General features: G+C 68.6%; 19 protein-coding genes. 8 read left to right on the forward strand and 11 right to left on the reverse strand.

Going from position 1 to position 19,649, the window contains the following annotated elements:
• Nucleotides 1-21: 21 nt before the first annotated feature.
• Nucleotides 22-780 (forward strand): nucleotidyltransferase domain-containing protein, encoded by a 759-nt coding sequence (locus LE197_RS14990; RefSeq protein WP_023109024.1) that lies wholly within the window; start codon nt 22-24, stop codon nt 778-780.
• 19 nt (nt 781-799) lie between these two features.
• Here the strand turns inward: LE197_RS14990 and LE197_RS14995 are convergent, their stop codons facing one another.
• On the reverse strand, nt 800-2,392 hold the full coding sequence (locus LE197_RS14995; protein ID WP_073665769.1) for a UvrD-helicase domain-containing protein: 1,593 nt from the start codon (nt 2,390-2,392) through the stop codon (nt 800-802).
• 533 nt (nt 2,393-2,925) lie between these two features.
• Between LE197_RS14995 and LE197_RS15000 the strand changes: the two genes are divergently transcribed.
• On the forward strand, nt 2,926-3,153 hold the full coding sequence (locus tag LE197_RS15000) for a hypothetical protein (protein WP_003082927.1): 228 nt from the start codon (nt 2,926-2,928) through the stop codon (nt 3,151-3,153).
• 130 nt (nt 3,154-3,283) lie between these two features.
• Here LE197_RS15000 and LE197_RS15005 read toward each other — a convergent pair whose 3' ends face one another.
• The gene (locus LE197_RS15005) at nt 3,284-3,916 is read right to left on the reverse strand and encodes a TetR family transcriptional regulator (RefSeq protein WP_003145184.1); all 633 of its coding nucleotides are present in this window, start codon (nt 3,914-3,916) and stop codon (nt 3,284-3,286) included.
• Between the two features lie 92 nt (nt 3,917-4,008).
• Here LE197_RS15005 and LE197_RS15010 point away from each other — a divergent pair, with 92 nt between their 5' ends.
• Both LE197_RS15010 and LE197_RS15015 read left to right on the forward strand, forming a co-directional pair.
• Nucleotides 4,009-4,674 carry an O-methyltransferase gene (locus LE197_RS15010; protein ID WP_003082920.1) on the forward strand — a complete coding sequence of 222 codons (666 nt, stop codon included), beginning with the start codon at nt 4,009-4,011 and terminating at the stop codon, nt 4,672-4,674.
• 77 nt (nt 4,675-4,751) lie between these two features.
• Nucleotides 4,752-5,159 carry an ester cyclase gene (locus tag LE197_RS15015; RefSeq protein WP_003145185.1) on the forward strand — a complete coding sequence of 136 codons (408 nt, stop codon included), beginning with the start codon at nt 4,752-4,754 and terminating at the stop codon, nt 5,157-5,159.
• A gap of 27 nt (nt 5,160-5,186) precedes the next feature.
• Here the strand turns inward: LE197_RS15015 and LE197_RS15020 are convergent, their stop codons facing one another.
• Nucleotides 5,187-8,474, reverse strand: a complete 3,288-nt coding sequence (locus LE197_RS15020; RefSeq protein ID WP_003145186.1) for an acetyl-CoA carboxylase family protein — start codon at nt 8,472-8,474, stop codon at nt 5,187-5,189.
• 204 nt (nt 8,475-8,678) lie between these two features.
• On the opposite strand from LE197_RS15020, the gene LE197_RS15025 reads away from it, so the two are divergent.
• The gene (locus LE197_RS15025; RefSeq protein WP_003122963.1) at nt 8,679-9,599 is read left to right on the forward strand and encodes a LysR family transcriptional regulator; all 921 of its coding nucleotides are present in this window, start codon (nt 8,679-8,681) and stop codon (nt 9,597-9,599) included.
• Nucleotides 9,600-9,614: 15 nt separating this feature from the next.
• Here the strand turns inward: LE197_RS15025 and LE197_RS15030 are convergent, their stop codons facing one another.
• Together LE197_RS15030 and LE197_RS15035 are read right to left on the reverse strand one after the other, a co-directional pair.
• Nucleotides 9,615-9,956 (reverse strand): hypothetical protein, encoded by a 342-nt coding sequence (locus tag LE197_RS15030; protein WP_003086981.1) that lies wholly within the window; start codon nt 9,954-9,956, stop codon nt 9,615-9,617.
• An 80-nt stretch (nt 9,957-10,036) separates the two neighbouring features.
• A complete protein-coding gene (locus LE197_RS15035; RefSeq protein WP_003082901.1) occupies nt 10,037-10,669 on the reverse strand; it encodes a response regulator in 633 nt (210 codons plus the stop codon).
• Between the two features lie 145 nt (nt 10,670-10,814).
• Between LE197_RS15035 and LE197_RS15040 the strand changes: the two genes are divergently transcribed.
• Nucleotides 10,815-12,437 carry a two-component system sensor histidine kinase gene (locus tag LE197_RS15040; protein WP_003124950.1) on the forward strand — a complete coding sequence of 541 codons (1,623 nt, stop codon included), beginning with the start codon at nt 10,815-10,817 and terminating at the stop codon, nt 12,435-12,437.
• 26 nt (nt 12,438-12,463) lie between these two features.
• Here the strand turns inward: LE197_RS15040 and LE197_RS15045 are convergent, their stop codons facing one another.
• From LE197_RS15045 to LE197_RS15055, 3 genes are all read right to left on the reverse strand, one after another.
• Nucleotides 12,464-12,880, reverse strand: a complete 417-nt coding sequence (locus LE197_RS15045) for a hypothetical protein (RefSeq protein ID WP_003082897.1) — start codon at nt 12,878-12,880, stop codon at nt 12,464-12,466.
• Nucleotides 12,881-12,895: 15 nt separating this feature from the next.
• Entirely contained in the window at nt 12,896-13,150 is a 255-nt protein-coding gene (locus LE197_RS15050; protein WP_023109026.1) for a hypothetical protein, read from the reverse strand.
• Between the two features lie 343 nt (nt 13,151-13,493).
• Complete coding sequence (locus tag LE197_RS15055) at nt 13,494-14,459, reverse strand: AraC family transcriptional regulator (protein ID WP_031638044.1); 966 nt, start codon at nt 14,457-14,459, stop codon at nt 13,494-13,496.
• 92 nt (nt 14,460-14,551) lie between these two features.
• On the opposite strand from LE197_RS15055, the gene LE197_RS15060 reads away from it, so the two are divergent.
• Complete coding sequence (locus LE197_RS15060) at nt 14,552-15,385, forward strand: oxidoreductase (protein WP_023109028.1); 834 nt, start codon at nt 14,552-14,554, stop codon at nt 15,383-15,385.
• Between the two features lie 89 nt (nt 15,386-15,474).
• Here LE197_RS15060 and LE197_RS15065 read toward each other — a convergent pair whose 3' ends face one another.
• On the reverse strand, nt 15,475-15,837 hold the full coding sequence (locus tag LE197_RS15065) for a hypothetical protein (RefSeq protein WP_003082890.1): 363 nt from the start codon (nt 15,835-15,837) through the stop codon (nt 15,475-15,477).
• A 144-nt stretch (nt 15,838-15,981) separates the two neighbouring features.
• Nucleotides 15,982-16,515 carry a GNAT family N-acetyltransferase gene (locus LE197_RS15070; RefSeq protein ID WP_003082887.1) on the reverse strand — a complete coding sequence of 178 codons (534 nt, stop codon included), beginning with the start codon at nt 16,513-16,515 and terminating at the stop codon, nt 15,982-15,984.
• A 135-nt stretch (nt 16,516-16,650) separates the two neighbouring features.
• Between LE197_RS15070 and aceK the strand changes: the two genes are divergently transcribed.
• Complete coding sequence (gene aceK / locus LE197_RS15075) at nt 16,651-18,384, forward strand: bifunctional isocitrate dehydrogenase kinase/phosphatase (RefSeq protein WP_226034079.1); 1,734 nt, start codon at nt 16,651-16,653, stop codon at nt 18,382-18,384.
• Nucleotides 18,385-18,418: 34 nt separating this feature from the next.
• Here aceK and pdxB read toward each other — a convergent pair whose 3' ends face one another.
• On the reverse strand, nt 18,419-19,561 hold the full coding sequence (gene pdxB / locus LE197_RS15080; protein WP_023095889.1) for a 4-phosphoerythronate dehydrogenase PdxB: 1,143 nt from the start codon (nt 19,559-19,561) through the stop codon (nt 18,419-18,421).
• Nucleotides 19,562-19,649 lie beyond the last annotated feature (88 nt).

Raw genomic sequence — 19,649 nt, forward strand, 5'->3', positions numbered from 1 at the left:
GCGTGTCGCTAGGCTGTCGGCATGGACATGCCCGATGGCTTCATTCCCCTGCCGCCACGCGTCGAACCGCAGGCGGCCTTTCGCCCCCTGCTCGACGACCTGCGCCGAACCCTGGCCCGGCCTCCGTTCGAGCGGGCCGTGCACAGCGTCTACCTGTACGGCAGCGTCGCCCGCGGCGAGGCCATCACGGGGCGCTCCGACCTCGACCTGACCCTGGTCCTGCGCGACCCGCCCAGCCCCGAACTGGCCGCGCAACTGGAAACCGCGCGCCTGGCATTGCAGGCGCGCCACCCGGAAGTCAGCAAGATCGATTTCGATATCGGCCACCTGGACCAGGCCCGCGATCCGGCCAACCGCGATAGCTGGGGCTATTGGCTCAAGCACCGCTGCCGCTGCCTGTGGGGCGAAGACCTGGCCAGCGCCCTGCCGCCCTTGCGTCCGGCGAAAGCCATCGCCCTGGCCCTCAACGGCGACTATGCGCAGGTGCTGGAAGACTATGCGCGACGCCTGGAGAGCGCGTCCTCGGAGGAGGAGCGCCGCCGCCTGCAACGAGAAGCGGCGAAGAAGCTGATCCGCTCCAGCGACATCCTTCGCGGGGAGACGGAGAGCGTCTGGCCGGAGACCCTGGAACATTACCTGGCGCTGTTTCGCGCGCGGCACCCCGGACAGGCGCCGGCCCTGGAATATTTCAAGGCCGTGCTGGACGACCAAGTCACCGACCCGGCGGTGTTCATCGAGCGCCTGCGCGCATTCAGCGCCTGGATGCAGCGCCAGGCGTAGCCCGCCGAGACGGTCGTCCTCAGCGTCGGGCCAACAGGGCCATGGCGCCCTGGGCCTTGCGCGTGTACCAGAACACCCGGCTGACGCCACGGGTGATCGCCACGTAGGCCAGGCGCAGGCTTTCGTCCTCCATGGCCTGGTCGTAACTGTTGCGGAAGAAGCCCGATGCCGCGTACAGCGCGTTGCGCAACGGATGCTTCTCGCCCGGCAGGCAGTCGTCGACGACGATCGCCACTTCGGCCTGGAGGCCCTTGGCGCGATGGATGGTCATGCCCTTCACCGGCAGCGCGCGATCCAACTCCGCCTGGATCGCCTGCAACGGCTCGTTGCGCCGGCTCAGCAACAGCACCGCGGTGCGCTCGCTGCTCTCGCGAGCGGCGGCGTGCTCGCACTGGGCGCGGATTTCCGCCAGTAGCTTCGGCAGTTGCGCACGCAGGTCGAAACGCTGCACCAGCTTCACGCCATGGTCGCCCGGCTGGATCGGGCGGAACGCGCGGCAGGTCTTGTCCTGCTTGAAACGCACCCCGGCCAGCACCTTCTCGCCGTCGCGAATGATCGGTTCGACGGAGCGGTAGTTGGTTTCCAGCACCAGCAGCGCGCTCTTGCGTCCCCGCCCACGCGAGGGGAAGTGCCGGTCGAAGTCGATGAACAGCTCCGGCGAACTGCCGCGCCAGCCGTAGATCGACTGCCAGTCGTCGCCGATGGCCATCAGGCTCGGCGCGGTGCCCTGGGTCGCCAGGCGGCGGTGCAACGCCTGTAGCCAGAGGACGATCTGCGGCGAGACATCCTGGAACTCGTCGATCAGCAGATGGGTGAACGGCGCCAGCGCCGTTTCCGCCAGGGCCCCGCCGGCCATCCGCTCGCCGAGCTGCTGGAACGCGGCGTCGAAGGTCATCAGGCCCTCCTCGCGCAACAGCGCCTGGAACCTCGCCCAGAACAGTGCCATGGCTTCGACGAAGATCTTCTCGCGCAACCCGCATTCCAGCTTGCCGCTGTCCAGGCGTTCGACGCGCAGGCCCAGGCTCTCGGCGAACCCGGCCTGGGCATGGAAGGCTTCGTACAGCGGCAGCGCCTGGAACTCGCCGGCCAGCTTGAACGGCTCCAGCGGCGCCTTCGGCTGCCGCCGCGCGCCCTCTTCCGGCTCCGCCGGCGGCGGCAGTTCCAGCAGCTTGTGGATCTTGGCGCGGAACGCCGGGCTTTCCGCGTAGCACTGCTGGTAGGCCTGCTTCAGCAGGCGCTGCTGGGCCGGACGCAGGCGTCCGGCGGCAAGGGGGTTGTCCGGCTCGGCGGCGGGGTCGCGGTCGTCCAGTTGTTCGAACCAGCGCGGATTGCCGAGCACCTCGCGGGCCAGGCTGCCGAGCGCCGAATGGAAAGTGCGCACGCACTGCCGCGCCTGGGCCGCGTCGAACGGGTACTGCCAGTGCGCGAGCAGCCGCAGCAATTGTTCGCGCAACTGCGTACAGGAGGCGTTGGTGAAGGAAATCACTGTCAGCCGCTGCGGCTCGACGCCCAGGTGGCAGAGCATGAACACCACCCGCAGGACCAGGGTGGTCGACTTGCCCGAGCCGGCACCGGCAAAGATCCGCGCCAGCGGCTGGCGGCAGAGGATCATCGCCCACTGTTCCTCGGACGGCGGGCTGACCACACCGAGCGTCACGGCCTGCGCCACCTGCTCGCGCATGGTGCGCTCCTGGGATTCGTCGACCTTCAGTGCGGCAGCCGGATAGATTCCCTGCGGCGCGCCCTGCGAGGCGGCAGCGGGCTTGCGTGGGGTCCCCCGAACGGCGCCCTTCGCAGGCTTGCCGGCGGCCTTGGCCGGAGCCTTCGCGGCGTTCTTCCTGGAGCGGGCCTTGGCCGGCTGCAACAAGGCTTCGCGAGCCTCGCGCTCGGCCTGCAGGTAGGCGGTGGTACGCGGGAAACAACGCGCCAGGGCGCTGGAGAGCATCGACTTGTAGCGCCGTACGGCAGACAGCATCGGGGACCGGTCCAGACAAAGCATGTGGCTGAATCATAAGTGTTTTCCGCCCTCGGCCGACAGTCGGACGCGGACCGCCCATCGCGCCAGGGCAACCCTTGCGCGACCGCGCCGGTCTACCCTTCGGGCCCTGCCGGCCTGCCAACTCAGCGAAAACAAGGAGCCTACCCATGAGCGATTGGGCAATCACCTACAGCAAGGACGAAGCCACCGAGCGCCAAGTCCTGCCGTTCCCCCACAAGCCGAGCCCCGAAGAGGTCGCCGAGCACCTGCTGGAATGGGCCGAGGCCAACCTCAAGCCGGGCCACTACAGCACCGGCAAGCTGGAAAGCGACGAGCCGGCGGAACTGCTGCTGCGCCGCTTCGGCATCGTCGTCACTGGCATCGCCGAAGCCTGATCCCTCCCGCGACCGGCAGACGCCGGTCGCTTCCGCCGATAAACGCCTGCTCCGCCAAGCCTACGAACGCGCCAGCCGCGTACCTGGGCCGCTGGGCCAAGCGACGGTTTTGCTCCGGCCACCCGGCACCTCAGCGCTCGTCAAGGGCGGCGAGATAGGCGCAGAGCATATCGGCCAGGGCCTCAGCGTAACGCTCGATCTCCGCCTCGCTGCGCGGCTGTTCGGAGAACTGCTTGCCGACCGCGCCGAGGGTGGTGGTGAGCAAGTCGCCGGCCAGGCTGCGCTCGGCCTCGGCGACCTCCGGCAAGGCCTCCCGGAGAAACACCTGGAACACCCGCGCGCCCTCCGCCTTCACCTCCCGCGCCTCGTCGGCGTCGCGATACAGCGGCGCCGCGTCGCTCAGCGCCACGCGTATCGCCGCCTCTTCGCACTCCGAGCGCACGAATGCCAGCACCAGCCGGCGCAAGCGCTCCAGCGGCGGCCGGGCGGTGTCCTCGAGGATCTCGCCGAGCAGACGCGTGGTGCGCCGCCACTCGTCGCTTTGCAGGCGGAAGAGGATCGCCGCCTTGTTCGGGAAATACTGGTACAGCGAACCGATGCTCACCCCGGCGCGCTCCGCCACCCGCGCGGTGGTGAAACGTTGCGCGCCTTCGCTGGCCAGAACCTGAACAGCCGCCTCCAGGATGCTCGCCACCAACTCGCTGGAACGGGCCTGCTGCGGCTGCTTGCGCGAGGAAATACGCGGGTTTCGCTTGTCGCTCATGGAAGGCTCCGGAATGCGAATGGCGGAATGCGATGAATCCGTCGCATTCTAGGTCCACGCACTTACGCGCTCAAACATTCCCGGAGCCATCCATGAATACCCTCACCAACGCCCCGCTCGCCGATCTCCTGCAACGCCTGTTCGCCGAAGCCGAAGCCAGCGCACCGGGCGACAGTCCCGCCCTCGCCGACCTCTCGGAGGCCGAACTGAAGCGCCTCATGGGCAGCAAGACCGAATACCGCGAGTTCTACGGTCGCCTGAAGGACCTGGCGCTGCCCGTCTCCCGCGAAACCGGCTGCCTGCTCTACATGCTGGCGCGCAGCAGCTCGGCGCGCAGCATCGTCGAGTTCGGCACGTCCTTCGGCCTGTCCACCCTGCACCTCGCCGCAGCGCTGCGGGACAACGGCGGTGGCCGCCTGATCGGCAGCGAGTTCGAACCCTCCAAGGCCGAGCGGGCACGGCGCAACCTGGCCGCCGGGGGGCTGCTCGACCTGGTGGAACTGCGCGAGGGTGATGCCCTGCAAACCCTCGCCAAGGACCTGCCGGACAGCATCGACCTGGTCCTGCTGGACGGCGCCAAGGCGCTCTATCCGGAGGTCCTCGCCCTGCTGGAAAGCCGCCTGCGCCCCGGCGCGCTGGTGATCGCCGACAACGCCGAGCATAGTCCCGAGTACCTGGCCCATGTCCGCTCGCCGGCCAACGGCTACCTGTCGACGCCCTTCGCCGAGGATGTCGAGCTGTCCATGCGCCTGGGCTGAAGCCTAGCGACTGACGGCGTCTCGCGGGTTTGCTAGGGTCTGGCTCATGCCGCCCGGACAGCTCGAAGGAGACCCGCATGACCCGTGACCGACTCGCCGAGCGCTACCGCGCCTACATCGACTGCCTGAACCGCCAGGACTGGGCGCGCCTGGGCGACTTCGTCCATGACCGGGTGCGCTACAACGACGTGCAGATCGGACTCGACGGCTACCTGCGGATGCTCGAAGGCGACTTCCTGGCAATCCCCGACCTGCGCTTCGAGATCGAACGCCTGCTCGTCGATCCGCCGGGCGTCGCCTGCCGCCTGCACTTCGACTGCACACCCGGCGGCCGGCTGTTCGGCATCCCGGTCAACGGCCAGCGGGTACGCTTCGCCGAGAACGTCTTCTACGAATTCGAAGACGAGCGCATCGCCGGCGTCTGGTCGGTGATCGACAAGGCGGCGGTCGCCGCGCAGGTTCAGGCGACGCCGCCGTCGTCCTGAGGCGCCAGGGCACTGCGGGCCGACCATCTACCAGGTATCCACGAACGGCCGCTTGCGCCCCGCCCTCGGCACCGGTTCTCCGGCGACGGCCAGGCCGCGCAGGAGCCAGGCGCGGGTCTCCGCCGGGTCGATCACCGCGTCGATCTCCAGGTAGCTGGCCATGTTCAGCGCCTTGCCGTTGCGGTAGGCCTTGTCCACCATGCCGCGGAACAGCGCCTCGCGCCGCTGGGGATCTTCCTCGGCCGCCAGCTCCTTGGCGAAGCCCAGCCGCACCGCGCCTTCCAGGCCCATGGCGCCGAACTCGCCGCTGGGCCAGGCGACGGTGAACAGCGGCGAATGGAAGCTGCCCGCCGCCATGGCCTGGGCTCCCAGTCCGTAGCCCTTGCGCAGGACCACGGTGAAGAACGGCACCGTCAGGCTGGCGGCGCTGACGAACATCCGCGAGACGTGGCGCACCGTGGCCTGTTTTTCCGCCTCCGGGCCGACCATGAAGCCAGGGGTGTCGCAGAGCGAGACGATCGGGATGTCGAAGGCGTCGCACAACTGCATGAAGCGCGCGGCCTTGTCGCCAGCCGCGGCATCGATGGCGCCGCCGAGATGGCCAGGGTTGTTGGCGATCAGGCCGAACGCCCGGCCCTCGATGCGCAGCAGCGCGGTGACCAGGCCGGGAGCGAACTGGCGCCGCAGTTCCAGCACGCTGCCCCGGTCGGCCAGGACCTCGATCACCTGGCGGATGTCGTAGGCACGCAGGCGGTTCTCCGGCACCAGGTGGCGCAACTCGCGCTGGTCGGCGCAACTCCAGTCGGGCAGCGGGCCCTGGAAATAGCCGAGATAGCGCCTGGCCACCGCGACCGCTTCGGCCTCGTCCGCCACCAGTACGTCGATCACTCCGTTGGGCCCCTGCACGCCCGTCGGACCGACCTCCTCGGCGGCGAAACGGCCCAGGCCGCCGCCCTCGATCATCGCCGGGCCGGCCATGCCGATGGTGGCGTCGCGGGTGGCGATGATCACATCGCAGCAGCCCAGCAACGCGGCATTGCCGGCGAAGCAGCGACCGGAGACCACTCCCACCAGCGGCACCAGCCCGGAGAGCCGGGCCATGCCGACGAAGGTATGGCAATCGAGGCCGGCGACGCCGACGAAATCGGTATCGCCCGGGCGCCCGCCGCCGCCCTCGGCGAACAGCACCAGCGGCAAGCGCCACTGTTCGGCCAGGCCGAGCAGGCGGTCGGTCTTCTTGTGGTTCATCACCCCCTGGGTGCCGGCGAACACCGTGTAGTCGTAGGCCAGTACCAGGCAACGCGCGGCCTGCACGCCGAAGCTGGCGGCCCCCACCGTACCGGTGCCGGCGACCAGGCCATCGGCGGGGCTCAGCTCCAGCAACTCCTCGGCGGAGCGCCGGCGACGCTGGGCGGCCAGGGCGAAACCGCCATATTCGCTGAAGCTGCCCTCGTCCAGCAGGTCGAGCACGTTCTCCCGCGCGGTACGCTGTCCGGTCTTGCGCCGCCTGGCCAGCGCCTGCGGACGACGCTCGTCGCCCAGCGCTGCCTGGCGCTCGAGTACCTCGGCGAGATCGGCGCGGATATGCGCCAGGTCCAGCGCCTGTTCGGTCGGTGCCTGCTCGTCGTCATCCTCCGTCGGTTCGAGGAACAGCAGCGTCGCGCCCTCCTCCAGAGGCTCCCCGAGGCTCGCCGCGAGCCGCCGGACGATACCGCCGCCGGGTGCCTTGACCTCGAATTCCATCTTCATCGCTTCCAGGATCGCGACCCGCTGGCCGGCACGCACCCGTTCGCCCTCGGCCACTTCCAGGGCCACCAGCACCCCGCTGCTCGGCGCAGGCAGAGGCAGGCTGCCGAGTGGCGCCTCGACCCGCGCAGGCGCGGCGTCCTCGGCGAGCGGGCACTCGGCGCGGAGCCGCGGATGGCTCGCCGGGATAGGCGCCAGCAGTGTCTCCAGGTGGCTTTCGACGAAGCGGGTGTCGACCCGGTTGGCCTGTACCGCCGGATGCAGCAGAAGGTTGCGCAGCAGATCCAGGTTGCTCGCCACGCCCTCCAGGCGGAATTCGCAGAGCGCCCGGTAGGCCCGGCGCAACGCGGCGGGATAATCCGCACCACGCACGACCAGCTTGGCCAGCAGCGAATCGTAGCTGGGGCTGACCCGATAGCCGGCATAGCCGTAGCCGTCCACCCGCAGGCCGGGACCGCTGGGCGGTTCGTAGGCGCCGATAGTGCCCACCGCCGGACGGGCGCTGCCGTCGGCCGCCAGGGTCTCCAGGTTGATCCGCAGTTGCACCGCGCAGCCGCCGATCGCCGGCGGTCGCTCCAGGCCGAGGGCGGCAAGCTCCATGCCGGCGGCGAGACGCAACTGGGCGTGCAGCAGGTCGACCCCGGTGACTTCCTCGGTGACGGTGTGCTCCACCTGGATACGCGGATTGGCTTCCATGAAATAGAAGTGCCCGGGGCGCTCCTCGTCGACCAGGAACTCGAAGGTACCGATCCCCCGATAGCGCACCGCGCCGGCCATGCGCAGGGCGCAATCGATCAGCGCCTCGCGGGTGGCCTCCGGCAGGTCCGGGCTGGGCGCGATCTCCAGCAGCTTCTGCTGGCGCCGTTGCAGGCTGCAATCGCGCTCCCAGAGGTGGCTGACCGCACCGCTGCCGTCGCCGAGCACCTGCACCTCGATGTGCCGGGCCCGCGCCACCCGTTGCTCGACGTATAACTCGGCCCGGCCGAACGCCGCCTGCGCCTCGGCACGGCAGCGGCGGTAGGCATCGGCCAGTTGCGCGACCTCCTCCACCGCGCGCATGCCACGTCCGCCGCCGCCGGCAAGAGCCTTGAGCATCACCGCGGCGCCATCGCCCAGCCCTTCCAGGAACGCCTCGGCCTCTTCGACGCTGACCGCGCGGTTGATCCCGGCCACCAGCGGCACCTCCAGGCGCTCGGCCAGGGCACGCGCGGCAGCCTTGTCGCCGAACAGGTCGAGCACTTCCGCTTGCGGCCCGACGAAGTGGATGCCCGCGCGCTGGCAGCGCCGGGCGAATTCGCCGTTCTCGGCGAGGAAACCGTAGCCCGGATGGATCGCCTCGCAGCCCTGCTCCAGGGCCAGCGCGACCAGCCGATCCATGTCGAGATAGGCCGCCACGCCACGGCCGGCCAGCGGCAGCGCGACATCGGCCTTGCGCACGTGCAGGGAAGCGGCATCGTCCTCGGCGAACACCGCCACCGAGCGGATACCCAGGTCGGCGCAGGCGCGAGCGATGCGAATGGCGATCTCGCCGCGGTTGGCGATCAGCAAGGAGTTGAAGGGAGCGGTCACGGCAGGTTCTCCGGGGAGCGGGTCAGGCGGCCGGCGAAAGGAGCTGGCCCGGCGGCGCGTTGGTCATCGTCGCAGGCATCTTAGGCAGCCGAAGGAAGCGGCAGAACTGAGGCTTATTCATCGACATCCATGAAGCCTATGCATGGTTCTATCGGCGAGCATGCCTGCTAGGCTGGCGCCTTCCCCAGACAGGCGCGCGCAAACATGAATCAGCCACATGAATGGTCGCCCCTCAGCCGTTTCGATCTGAACCTGTTCCGGGTCTTCGAAGTGGTCTATCGAGAACGCAACCTGACCCGCGCGGCGGGCCTCCTGCATCTCAGCCAGTCGGCCGTCAGCCACGCCCTGGCGCGCCTGCGCGACCAGCTCGGCGACCCGCTGTTCGTCCGCCAGGGGCGCGGGGTTGCGCCGACGCCGCTGGCCGAGCGACTGGCGCCGGGCATCCATGACGCCCTCGCCGGCCTGCACCGCAGCATGAATCGCTGCCAGACGTTCGACCCTCGGCGCGACGCGCGGACCTTCCAACTGAACATGCCGGAGCAACTGGAGCCGCTGGTGCTCCCGGCGATCCTCGACCACCTGCGCCAGGCCGCGCCGCGCATCGAGATACGCTGCAACAGCCTGCACTGGGCGGACCTGAAGGCGGAACTGGGCGCCGGACGCATCGACCTCGCCATCGAGATCGCCCGGCCCACCGACGCCGCCCTGCGCCGCCAGCACCTGCTCGACGATAGCCTGTGCGTGATGGCCGGGCCGGGCTTCGCCGGCGAACTGAGTGCGGAGGAGTACCTGGCGGCGGACCATGTCGCGGTGACCTCGCGGCGACGCGGCATCTGCATCGAAGACCTGGCCCTCGGCCACCTCGGCCTGACCCGCCAGGTGCGCCAGCGCTGCCAGCACTACCTGTCGGCGGCGTTGCTGGTGGCCCAGGGCGGCTACCTGCTGACCCTGACCCGAGGCTACGCCGAACTGATCAACCGCGGCCTGGGCAACCGCCTGCTGCCGATGCCGCTGGCCCTGCCAGCGGTGACTCTGAATCTCTACTGGTCGCGCCAGGCCGACGACGAAGCCGGCAGCCTCTGGCTGCGCGGCGAACTGGCGGAGCTGGCGACGCGCCTGCGCTGAGCGCGGGCGCTGCGACTAGGGCTTCGCCGCCTTGGCGCGGGCCTTCTGCAGCCACTGCCCGGCCTTCGCCGAACACTCCGTGACATAGGTCGTATCGATCGCGCAGCGCTCCCCGGTGGCCTTGAGCAGGTAGGCGGCATCGGCTACCTCGTAGTCGGTGTGCCGGCGCGGCGTACCCTTCGCCTGGGATTCGCGTTCGTCCTCGCGGATGTCGCAGTACAGCGCATTGCTGCGGGCGAACAGTTCGAGGCACTCGGCATCCTTGCCCAGCAACGGGTTGGCGCTGTCCTCGGCGGACTTGGAGCAGCCGCCGAGCAGCAGGCAGGCGCAGGCGATCGTGGCAAGCGGGCTACGCATGTGTCCGTTTCCTTGGCCATGGAGAGTGCGCCATTAAAACAGCCCCGGCGCCTCGACGCACCCGCGGCGTGCCCATGGTGCTACTCCGCATCCCCCTGCCCCAGCAGCGCCCGATACTTCACCGCCGCCGCGGTCCGCGACGGCACGTCCAGCGCCCGCAGCAGCGACGACACATGGATGCGCACCGTGTAGTGGGAGATGTCCAGGGCGCGGCCGATCTCCTTGTTGCTCTTGCCCTGGGCCAGCAGGCGCAGGACATCCAGTTGGCGCTCGGTGAGCCCCTCCAGGCGCGGGCTGGGCTGCAGCGGCAGGAGGCCGGAGGGTTCGTAGCGCACCAGCACTTCCCCGGCGCGGATGGCCAGAATCGCCTGGCCGAGTTCCTCGGGCGCGATGCTCTTGCCGAGGAAGCCGTCGGCCCCTGCGTTCATCACTTCGCCGATGAGCTGCGGGTCGTCGACCATCGAGACGACGATCAGGGTGGTGCGCGGGAACTGGCGGCGCAGGTCGGCGAGCATCTCGATGCGGGTCAGGCCGGGGAAACGCAGGTCGAGGATCAGCGAATCGGGCTGCTCGCCTTCGCCAGCCAGGCGCAGGACCCCGGCGAGATCGCCGGCCTCCTCGATCCTGGCCTCGGGCAGCAGGCGCTGGAGGATACTCAGCATGCCCTCGCGAAACAGCGGATGATCATCGGCGACGATGATGCGGCCAGTCATTCTTGTAGTCTCCAGGAGTCGCAGTTTCCGCCGCGCATGCTACCTTAGCCCGCTACCGCCGCGCCCACCCTTCGTCCGTCTTCGTGACGAAGGGGGCGAAACAGAGGAAAAGGCGCGCGGCGCTCCCATGCACACGGAGGTGCACATGAAGTTCGAGAAGAATACCGAGCTGGACCAGGCCAACCTGCGACTGATCGTGGCCACCTGCGCGATCCTCTACGTGGTGCTGATCGGCCTGCTGCCCGGCCTGAAGGTCGAGACCTACCTGCCGATCGTTGCCTACTACGGCCTGTTCCTGATCGCCTCCATACTGCTGCGCCAGGCCATCGTGCGCTGGCCGGGGCACTACCCGGCGCGGCGGATCTTCTGCATGCTGCACGACTACGCCGGCACCTCGTTCGGCCTGATCGTGGGCGGCGAGGCAGCGCTGCCGCTGTACGCGGTGATGGTCTGGATCAACCTGGGCAACGGCATGCGCTACGGCTCGCGCTACCTGGCCATCGCCACCGCCCTGGCGCTGCTCGCGCTACTGGTCATCTATCGACTGACCCCGGCCTGGCAGGCCCAGCCGTTCATGGTGCTGATGCTGATGACCACCAGTACCGTCATTCCCTTCTACGCGCACCTCCTGCTGGAGCGCACGCGCAAGGCCACCGAGGAAGCGTTGCAGGCGAACCAGGAGAAATCGCGCCTGCTGGCCCAGGCCAGCCACGACCTGCGCCAGCCGATCCACTCCATCGGCCTGTTCACCGCCTGCCTGCGCGACGCCCGCCTGGGCGACGAGGAACGGCGCCTGGTGGACAACATCGACCGCTCGCTGCTCAACGTCTCGCAACTGTTCCGCTCCATCCTCGATCTCTACACCCTCGACAACGGCCGGCTCCAGCCCAAGCAGGAGAACGTCCACCTGGGCGAGTTGCTGCGCGACCTGGTCCGGCGCAACGCTGAAGCGGCGCGCTGGGCCGGGGTGGAACTGCGCCTGCGCCCTTGCCGCCTGTGGACGCGAACCGATCCGGGGCTGCTGTCGACCATGCTGCAGAACCTGCTCTCCAACAGCCTCAAGTACGCCGCCGAGCGCCCGCTGCTGATCGGCGTGCGGCGGCGAGGCGACGGCCTGGCCGTAGCCATCTACGACCAGGGCCGGGGGATCGCGGAGGAACACCTGCCGCGGGTGTTCGAGGAGTTCTACCGGGTACGCGAGACGCGCGACCGCGACGTCGAGGGAATCGGCCTGGGGCTGTCCATCGTCCGCCGCCTGGGGCAGTTGACCGGGATCGAGGTGACGCTGCGCTCGCGGGTCGGACGCGGCACCGCGGTGACCCTGCACGGCCTGCCGGCGGTCGCCGCGCAAGCCCTGCCCCGCCGCGACGATCCCCTGCAGGCCGGCCTGCTCACCGGCTTGCGGGTGTGCCTGGTGGAAGATGATCGCAACGTCCTGCGCGCCACCTCGGCGTTGCTCGAACGCTGGGGCTGCACGGTCCAGGCGGAAACCGAGGCGGACGGCTGGCGAACCGATTGCGACATACTCGTCGTCGACTACGACCTCGGCCCCCACGCCTCCGGCGTCGAGTGCATCGAGCGGGTACGGCGGCAACGCGGAGAGGCGATACCGGCGCTGGTGATCAGCGGCCACGACATCGAGCGTATCCAGGCTAGCGTCGAAGACACCAACATCGCCCTGCTCTCCAAGCCGGTGCGCCCCACGGAATTGCGCGCCACCCTGCGCGCCCTGCGCGAGCGCCCGGCGGCCGCCAGCCACGCTTCCTGAGACAAGGCCGGTCGAGAAGCGCAGGCCTACGGCGGGCCGTACTTGATGCCGGCGCAGCCGTGGGACAGCAGCAACTCGCCGTCGTCGGCCTCGAACTGGGTGATCCGCTTGCTCTTGTCGACGGTGACGGAAATGATGCAGCGATTGGGGTGGTTGACGGTATCCCAGTAGTTGGTGTTCACCATCACGTTGCCCTGCATCTCCGAGCTGGAGCCCACCACTTCATAGCGGGAATAGCTGGTGTCGGTGTACCACTGCATCACCACCTGCGAGCCGTCGGCGGTGCGCTCCATGTTCTGCGGCGTACCGAAGAAGGCTATCGCTTCCTCGGCTGAGCGGCCCTTCCACTGGCTGCGGGCATAGACCTCGGGCAGCGTGTCCATCTGGATACAGCCGCCCAGGGAAAGCGACGCCAGTAACGGCGCGATGAATATCCGGCGCATGGGTTGACTCCGTGTCTAGGGGTTCTTCGGCGGGTTGCCAGGCAGCAGGTCGAAGGCTCGCAGGCCCGGCGCGGCGTCCTGCCCGGACGCTTGCGCGCGGTTCGCCTGCTCGGCCACGGCCATTCCGCTCTGTGCGCCGACGGGTTTCCTCGACGCCGCAAGCGAACACCCACCGGCAGAGAACGACTCGCGCGCCGGCTCGTCGCCGCTGCCGAAGCGCCACCAATCACCGGCGTCCGGGCCGGTGGCGAGTGCGGATTGCCGAGTCATGGTTCCTTCCAAGTCGCGTGCGTCCTGCACAACCGGTTTCCGCGAAACGCGGGGATCAAGGGCGGGACTATAGCGTCGCGGCGAAGAAGCTCGAATAGCACAGAGGTACTATTTTCGGTTCGGGCCCTTGACCACGCAGCCACTTCAAAGCAGCCCCTGTTGAAGCTTGTGGCGGGCCTTGCAACGCGACGGGGTCGTGTCGTCCGAGCTCAATCTGCCTGTAGTGGAACTGAAAAGTGTTGCATGACCGGTTGGATCCGTTCCTTTTTCCTCGTCCGAACCCATCCGGGCGCCACTAGGCCGATTTTCTATGGCAAGGGCCCACCTCAGCGTCCGCTCCCCACTAATGCGACGACACGTACTCCTCTTCCCCCTGCGCCGGCGGCAGCGAGAATCCCGCGCGCAGGCGCCGGGCCTCGACCAGTGGCGAACGGCCGAACAGACGCTTGAATTCGCGGTTGAACTGCGAAGCGCTGGCGTAACCGACCGCATGGCAGGCGGCCTGGGCGCTCATGCCCTGGCGCACCATCAGCAGACGCGCCTGGTGCAGGCGCGTGCACTTCAGGTACTGCATCGGCGAGGTCTGGGTGATCGCCTTGAAGTGGCTGTGGAACGACGGCACGCTCATCCCCGCCTCGCCCGCCAGTTGCGCCAGTTCGAGCGGTTCGGCGTATTGCGCGTGGATGCGGCGCAGCGCCCGGGCAATGTTGCCGAAGCGCCCGCGCATGGCCAGGGCCGCTCGCATGGCGCCACCCTGAGGGCCGGTGAGCACGCGGAAGTACAGCTCGCGCAGTAGCGCAGGCGCGAGGATCGCTGTCTCCAGCGGATCGCCCAGCGCCTCCAGGAAGCGCAATACTGATGCTCGCAGCGGCGCATCCATAGGGCTGGACAGCAGGCTGCGCGGTGCCTCGACCTGCGCAAGCGCGCGCTGACGGTCGATCTCCACCGCCAGCCCAGCCGCCAGCGGGAAATCCAGGTGCAGGTAGATCGCCAGCAGCGGTCGCTCTGGCGTGGCATCGGTCTCCATGGTGAACGGCACCGGCACCGCCACGGCCAGGTAATGCTGCTCGTCGTACAGGTAGACCTGCTCGCCGAAATAGCCGCGCTTTCGCCCCTGGCAAACGATGACGATCCCCGGATCGTAGAGCACCGGCGTCCGCGCCAGCGGTCGGTCCGAACGCAGCAGGCGGACGCTGTCGAGCCCGGTGAGGTTGTAGCCCTCCCGGGGCGCCAGGTTTTCGAGCAACGCGACCATGCGCTGTCGGTCGGCGGAGCGGATAGCTTCTGAATCAGGCGGTGATGTGTTCATAGGATCAGGCAATAAAACGAGAAATACAGGTCTCTTAAACGGGGAGATTGCTGCGTATTGTGCACTCATTCCCCCGTAACGGAGTCATCGCCATGTCGTTTCGCAAAACCCTGTTGATCACCGGCGCCAGCAGCGGCTTCGGCCAGGCCCTGGCCCGCGAGGCGCTGGACGCCGGTCACCGCGTGGTGGGCACGGTGCGCAGCGAGGAGGCCAGGAGCACACTGGAAGCCGTGGCGCCGGGCCAGGCCTTCGGCCGGCTGCTGGACGTCACCGACCTTGCCGCCATCGAGCCAACGGTCGCAGCCATCGAGCGCGACATCGGTCCGCTGGACGTGCTGGTGAACAGTGCCGGCTATGGTCATGAAGGTATCCTCGAGGAGTCGCCGCTGGCCGAGATGCGCCGGCAGTTCGAGGTCAACCTGTTCGGCGCGGTCGCGATGATCCAGGCCGTGCTGCCCTACATGCGCCGGCGCCGCCGCGGTCATATCCTCAACATCACCTCCATGGGCGGCTACATCACCATGCCCGGCATCGCCTACTACTGCGGCAGCAAGTTCGCCCTGGAAGGGGTTTCCGAAGCCTTGGGCAAGGAGGTAGCCAGCCTCGGCATCGCCGTCACCGCCGTGGCCCCCGGCTCCTTCCGCACCGACTGGGCCGGCCGCTCGATGGTCCGCAGCCCGCGCACCATCGCCGACTACGACGCACTCTTCGACCCGGTCCGCCAGGCGCGCCAGGAAAAGAGCGGCAAGCAACCGGGCGACCCGCGCAAGGCCGCGCACGCCATGCTCCAGGCCATCGACGCAGAAAACCCGCCGGCGCACCTGCTGCTGGGCAGCGACGCACTGGGGCTGGTGCGGCAGAAGCTGAAGGCGCTGGAGGAGGAAATCGCGGCGTGGGAAGAGGTCACGCGGTCGACGGATGGATGAGGTTTGGAAAGTCGTAGACGGATAATTCCACGGCATTATCCGCCGATACCGCGCCGAACCGGCGGATAACCGCGCTGCGGTTATTCGCCCTACGCCATGGCCAGGTTGCTGGCCCGCTCCGACAACGGACAGCCCTTTTCCTGCAAGTACCGAATCGCCTGCCGTGCCGTGGCGGGATTCATCGTATTGCCGATGAAGGTCGTCAGCGAGTCGGTGAACTCCAGCACGATGTTCTCGGTGTAGTGCCATTTCCGGTAGTCCACCCGGGAAATGCTGGAATACGGCTTCGAGCGCGTGCGGATGACGCGGAATTCGACACGGTCCGCATGCAGGACCAGCCGCGGGGACAGGTCGCTGTGGGCCCAGCACAGCCAGGGAATGCCTTTCCAGCCGGCGAACGCGGCGACCAGACGCACGTTCAGGCCGCTGTCCGTCGCAGGATCCTTCGTCACGCGCCCTCGCCTCCCAGATAACAGCCGCGCTGCTTGTCCACTGTCACCGTATGCCCGAAGCCCAGGACGAACCTGTCGTGGAACGGAAGCCCGGCGAGCCAGGAGGTCGCGCCGGTCCGCAGCCTCTCGTCGCGCCCGTCCTCCTCACTCCCCCACCCGCCCCTCGACCCTCCGCAAGCGCGCCATGCTGTAAACATCCACGAAGCGCCCATCCCGCACCGCGTAGTCGCGCATCTCTCCTTCGGTCTCGAAGCCGAACTTGCGATACAGCGCCAGCGCCGGGGCGTTGTCGGTGTAGACGGTGAGTTCGACGCGGCGCAGGTTCATCCAGTTGTCGGCGATGTCCAGCAGTTCGCCGAGCAGGCGGCTGCCGACGCCCTTGCCCTGCCAGGCGACGGCGACGCCCATGCCGATGCTGCCGCTGTGGCTGCGGCGGATGCGCGGGTGCTGTTCGAGGCTGGCGCTGCCGATGACGTCCCCCTGGTGCAGGGCGACGAGGATCAGCAGGCGGTCGTCGTCCGCGCTGTCGTGCAGGCGCTTGCGGCGCTGCTCCACCGACTGGTAGGGCATCTGCAGGACCTGGCGGGCCACGGCGGGGTCGTTGTACAGGGCGGTGAGGCCTTCCACGTGGCGTTCGCTGTAGCGTTCGAGGCGGATCGTCGGTGATTCGGCGGTCATTGCGGTCATCCCTGGGCTGTCTGGCCACCCAGCATAAGCGTCTGCGCCGGGCCCGACCAGCCGGTCGGAGATCGCGCTTTCCCTGCCGCGCGGCTCTGGCTAAGCTCGACCTTCGAACAACGAAAGGACGCCAGCATGGTCCAGAGCGCCCCAGCCAGCGAAATCGCTGCCCTCATCCTGCGCGGTTTCGACGATTACCGAGAGCAGTTCCGCGAGATCACCGACGGCGCCCGGGCCCGCTTCGAGCAGGCGCAGTGGCAGAAAGCGCAGCGCGCCTCGGCGCAGCGGATCAACCTCTACGAGGAAAAGGTCGCCGAGACGGTGGCCGGGCTGCGCGCGGGGCTGGCCGACAGCGAGCTGCTGGACGTGGAGCGCTGGCCGATCATAAAGAGCGCCTACATCGCGCAGATCGACCTGCGGCTGGACGACGAGCTGGCCGAGACCTGGTTCAACTCGATCTTCTGCGGGCTGTTCAGCCACGACAACATCAGCGACGGCACGATGTTCGTGCACACCACCCGGCCCTCGCTGCGCGCCCACGCCCGCGCGCCCTACACCCGCACCTACCGGCCGGGCGGCGACCTGCGCCAGGCGCTGGAGAAGATCTTCGACGACTACCGCTTCGACGTGCCCTACGACGACCGCGAGCGCGACCTCGAACGGATCGACGCACTGCTGCACAGCAACCTGCCGGACTGGGTGTGCAAGGACCCGGACCTGGCCATCGAGCTGATCGGCTCGGTGTTCTATCGCAACAAGGGCGCCTACCTGGTGGGCCGCCTGTTCACCCCGGACGAGCAGTGGCCGCTGGTGTTCCCGCTGCTGCATCGCGAGGGCCACGGCATCCAGTTCGACACGGTGATCACCGACGAGGCGGAAGTCTCGATCATCTTCTCCTTCACCCGCTCCTACTTCATGGTCGACGTGCCGGTGCCGGCCGAGCTGGTGGCCTTCCTCAAGCGCCTGCTGCCGGGCAAGCACCTGGCCGAGCTGTACACCTCGATCGGCTTCTACAAGCAGGGCAAGAGCGAGTTCTACCGCGCCCTGATCAACCACCTGGCGACCACCGACGACCGCTTCGTCATGGCCCCCGGGGTGCGCGGCATGGTGATGAGCGTGTTCACCCTGCCCGGCTTCAACACGGTGTTCAAGATCATCAAGGACCGCTTCAACCCGTCGAAGAGCGTCGACCACGCCACGGTGATCCAGAAGTACCAGTTGGTGAAGAACCACGACCGGGTCGGACGCCTGGCCGACACCCAGCAGTTCGCCGACTTCCGCTTCCCGGTGAGCAAGTTCGAGCCGGAGTGCCTGGCCGAACTGCTGGAAGTGGCGCCGTCGACGGTGGTGATGGAAGGCGACGTGGTGCTGATCCGCCACTGCTGGACGGAGCGGCGCATGACCCCACTGAACATCTACCTGGAGAACGCCAGCGAGGCGCAGACCCGCGAGGCGCTGAACGACTACGGGCTGGCGATCAAGCAACTGGCGGCGGCGAACATCTTCCCCGGCGACATGCTGCTGAAGAACTTCGGCGTGACCCGCCACGGCCGGGTGGTGTTCTACGACTACGACGAGATCTGCTACCTCACCGAGGTGAACTTCCGCTACATCCCCGAGCCGCGCTTCCCCGAGGACGAGATGTCGTCCGAGCCCTGGTATTCGGTGGGGCCCAACGACGTGTTCCCGGAAGAATTCCCGCGCTTCCTGTTCGTCGACCTCAACCAGCGCCGGCTATTCGCCAAGCTGCACGGCAACCTCTACGACGCCAAATACTGGCAGGGCCTCCAGGAGCAGATCCGCGAGGGCAAGGTGATCGACGTGTTTCCCTATCGGCGGCAGGAGACGCCTGAGCAGTTGCTCGGGTAGGTGCGGAGACAGGAATCGACCCAGCCGCACGCTCCTAGACCAACTGCGCCCCCAGCGCCCGCACCACCCGCTGCAACTCCGCCCGTCCACCGGTGGCGACGCGCAGGCCGGTGATCTCGCGGCGCGGCGGGTAGTGTTTGCGCAGGGCGTCGAAGGCGGCGCGGCGGGTGGCGCTGTCGCCGGTCAGGCTGCGGCGGAAGGCGGCGTCGTCGCTGCGCGGGTCGTATACCGCGCGGCACAGCGTGGCCAGCGCCCAGGCCGGGTCGCAGCCGGGGTTGAGTTGCAGGCCGGCGAGCCAGGTTTCCGGCAGCACGTCTTGCAGGCTCACGCGTTCGGCGATGCCGCGCCAGGCGCAGTAGGCCTGGTAGATCTGTGCGGTGCCGCGCAGCTTGCCTTCCAGGCTGTAGCCGGCGATGTGCGGCGTGGCGATCAGGCAGCGCGCGGCCAGCTCGGGGTCGGCCTGCGGTTCGCCTTCCCAGACGTCCAGCGCCACTTCCAGGTCGGCGCCGCCTTCGAGCAGGCGGCGCAGGGCCTGGTTGTCGACCACCGCGCCACGGCTGGCGTTGACCAGCCAGGTACCGGGACGCAGGGCGGCCAGGCGGGGTTCATCCAGCAGGTGGCGGGTCGGGTGTTCGCCGTCGCGGTTCAGCGGAGTGTGCAGGCTGATCACGTCGGCCTCGGCCAGCAGCCGTTCCAGCGAGACGAACTCGCCGTCCGGCTCGCGCGCCTGGCGCGGCGGATCGCAGACCAGCACTTTCCAGCCCAGCCCGCGCAGCACCTCCACCAGCCGCCCGCCGACCTGCCCGGCGCCGACCACCCCATAGGTGCGTTCGGCCAGGTCGGCGCCGCGCACCTCGGCCATCGCCAGCAGGCAGCCGAGCACGTAGTCCACCACCCCGCGGGCGTTGCAGCCGGGTGCGCTGGACCAGGCGATGCCGGCCTCGGCGAAGTAGTCGAGGTCGAGGTGGTCGGTGCCGATGGTGCAGGTGCCGACGAAGCGCACCGGCGAGCCGGCCAGCGCGGCGCGGCTGACCTCGGTGACCGAGCGCACCAGCAGCACGTCGACCTCGGCCAGCGCCGCGCGGTCGATGGCGCGCCCGGGCAAGCGGCGAATGGAGCCATGGTCGGCGAAGAAGGCGTCGACCACGGGAATGTTTTCATCGGCGAGAATACGCATGCAGACCTCCGCGAACGAGGCTGCACACTCTAGCAGGCCGAGGGCTCGCGGTGTTGCCGAAGGCTCGCGAGGCGGACCTGCCAGCGCC

Source organism: Pseudomonas sp. PS1(2021) (assembly GCF_020405165.1).
Taxonomy (GTDB): Bacteria; Pseudomonadota; Gammaproteobacteria; order Pseudomonadales; family Pseudomonadaceae; genus Pseudomonas; species Pseudomonas aeruginosa.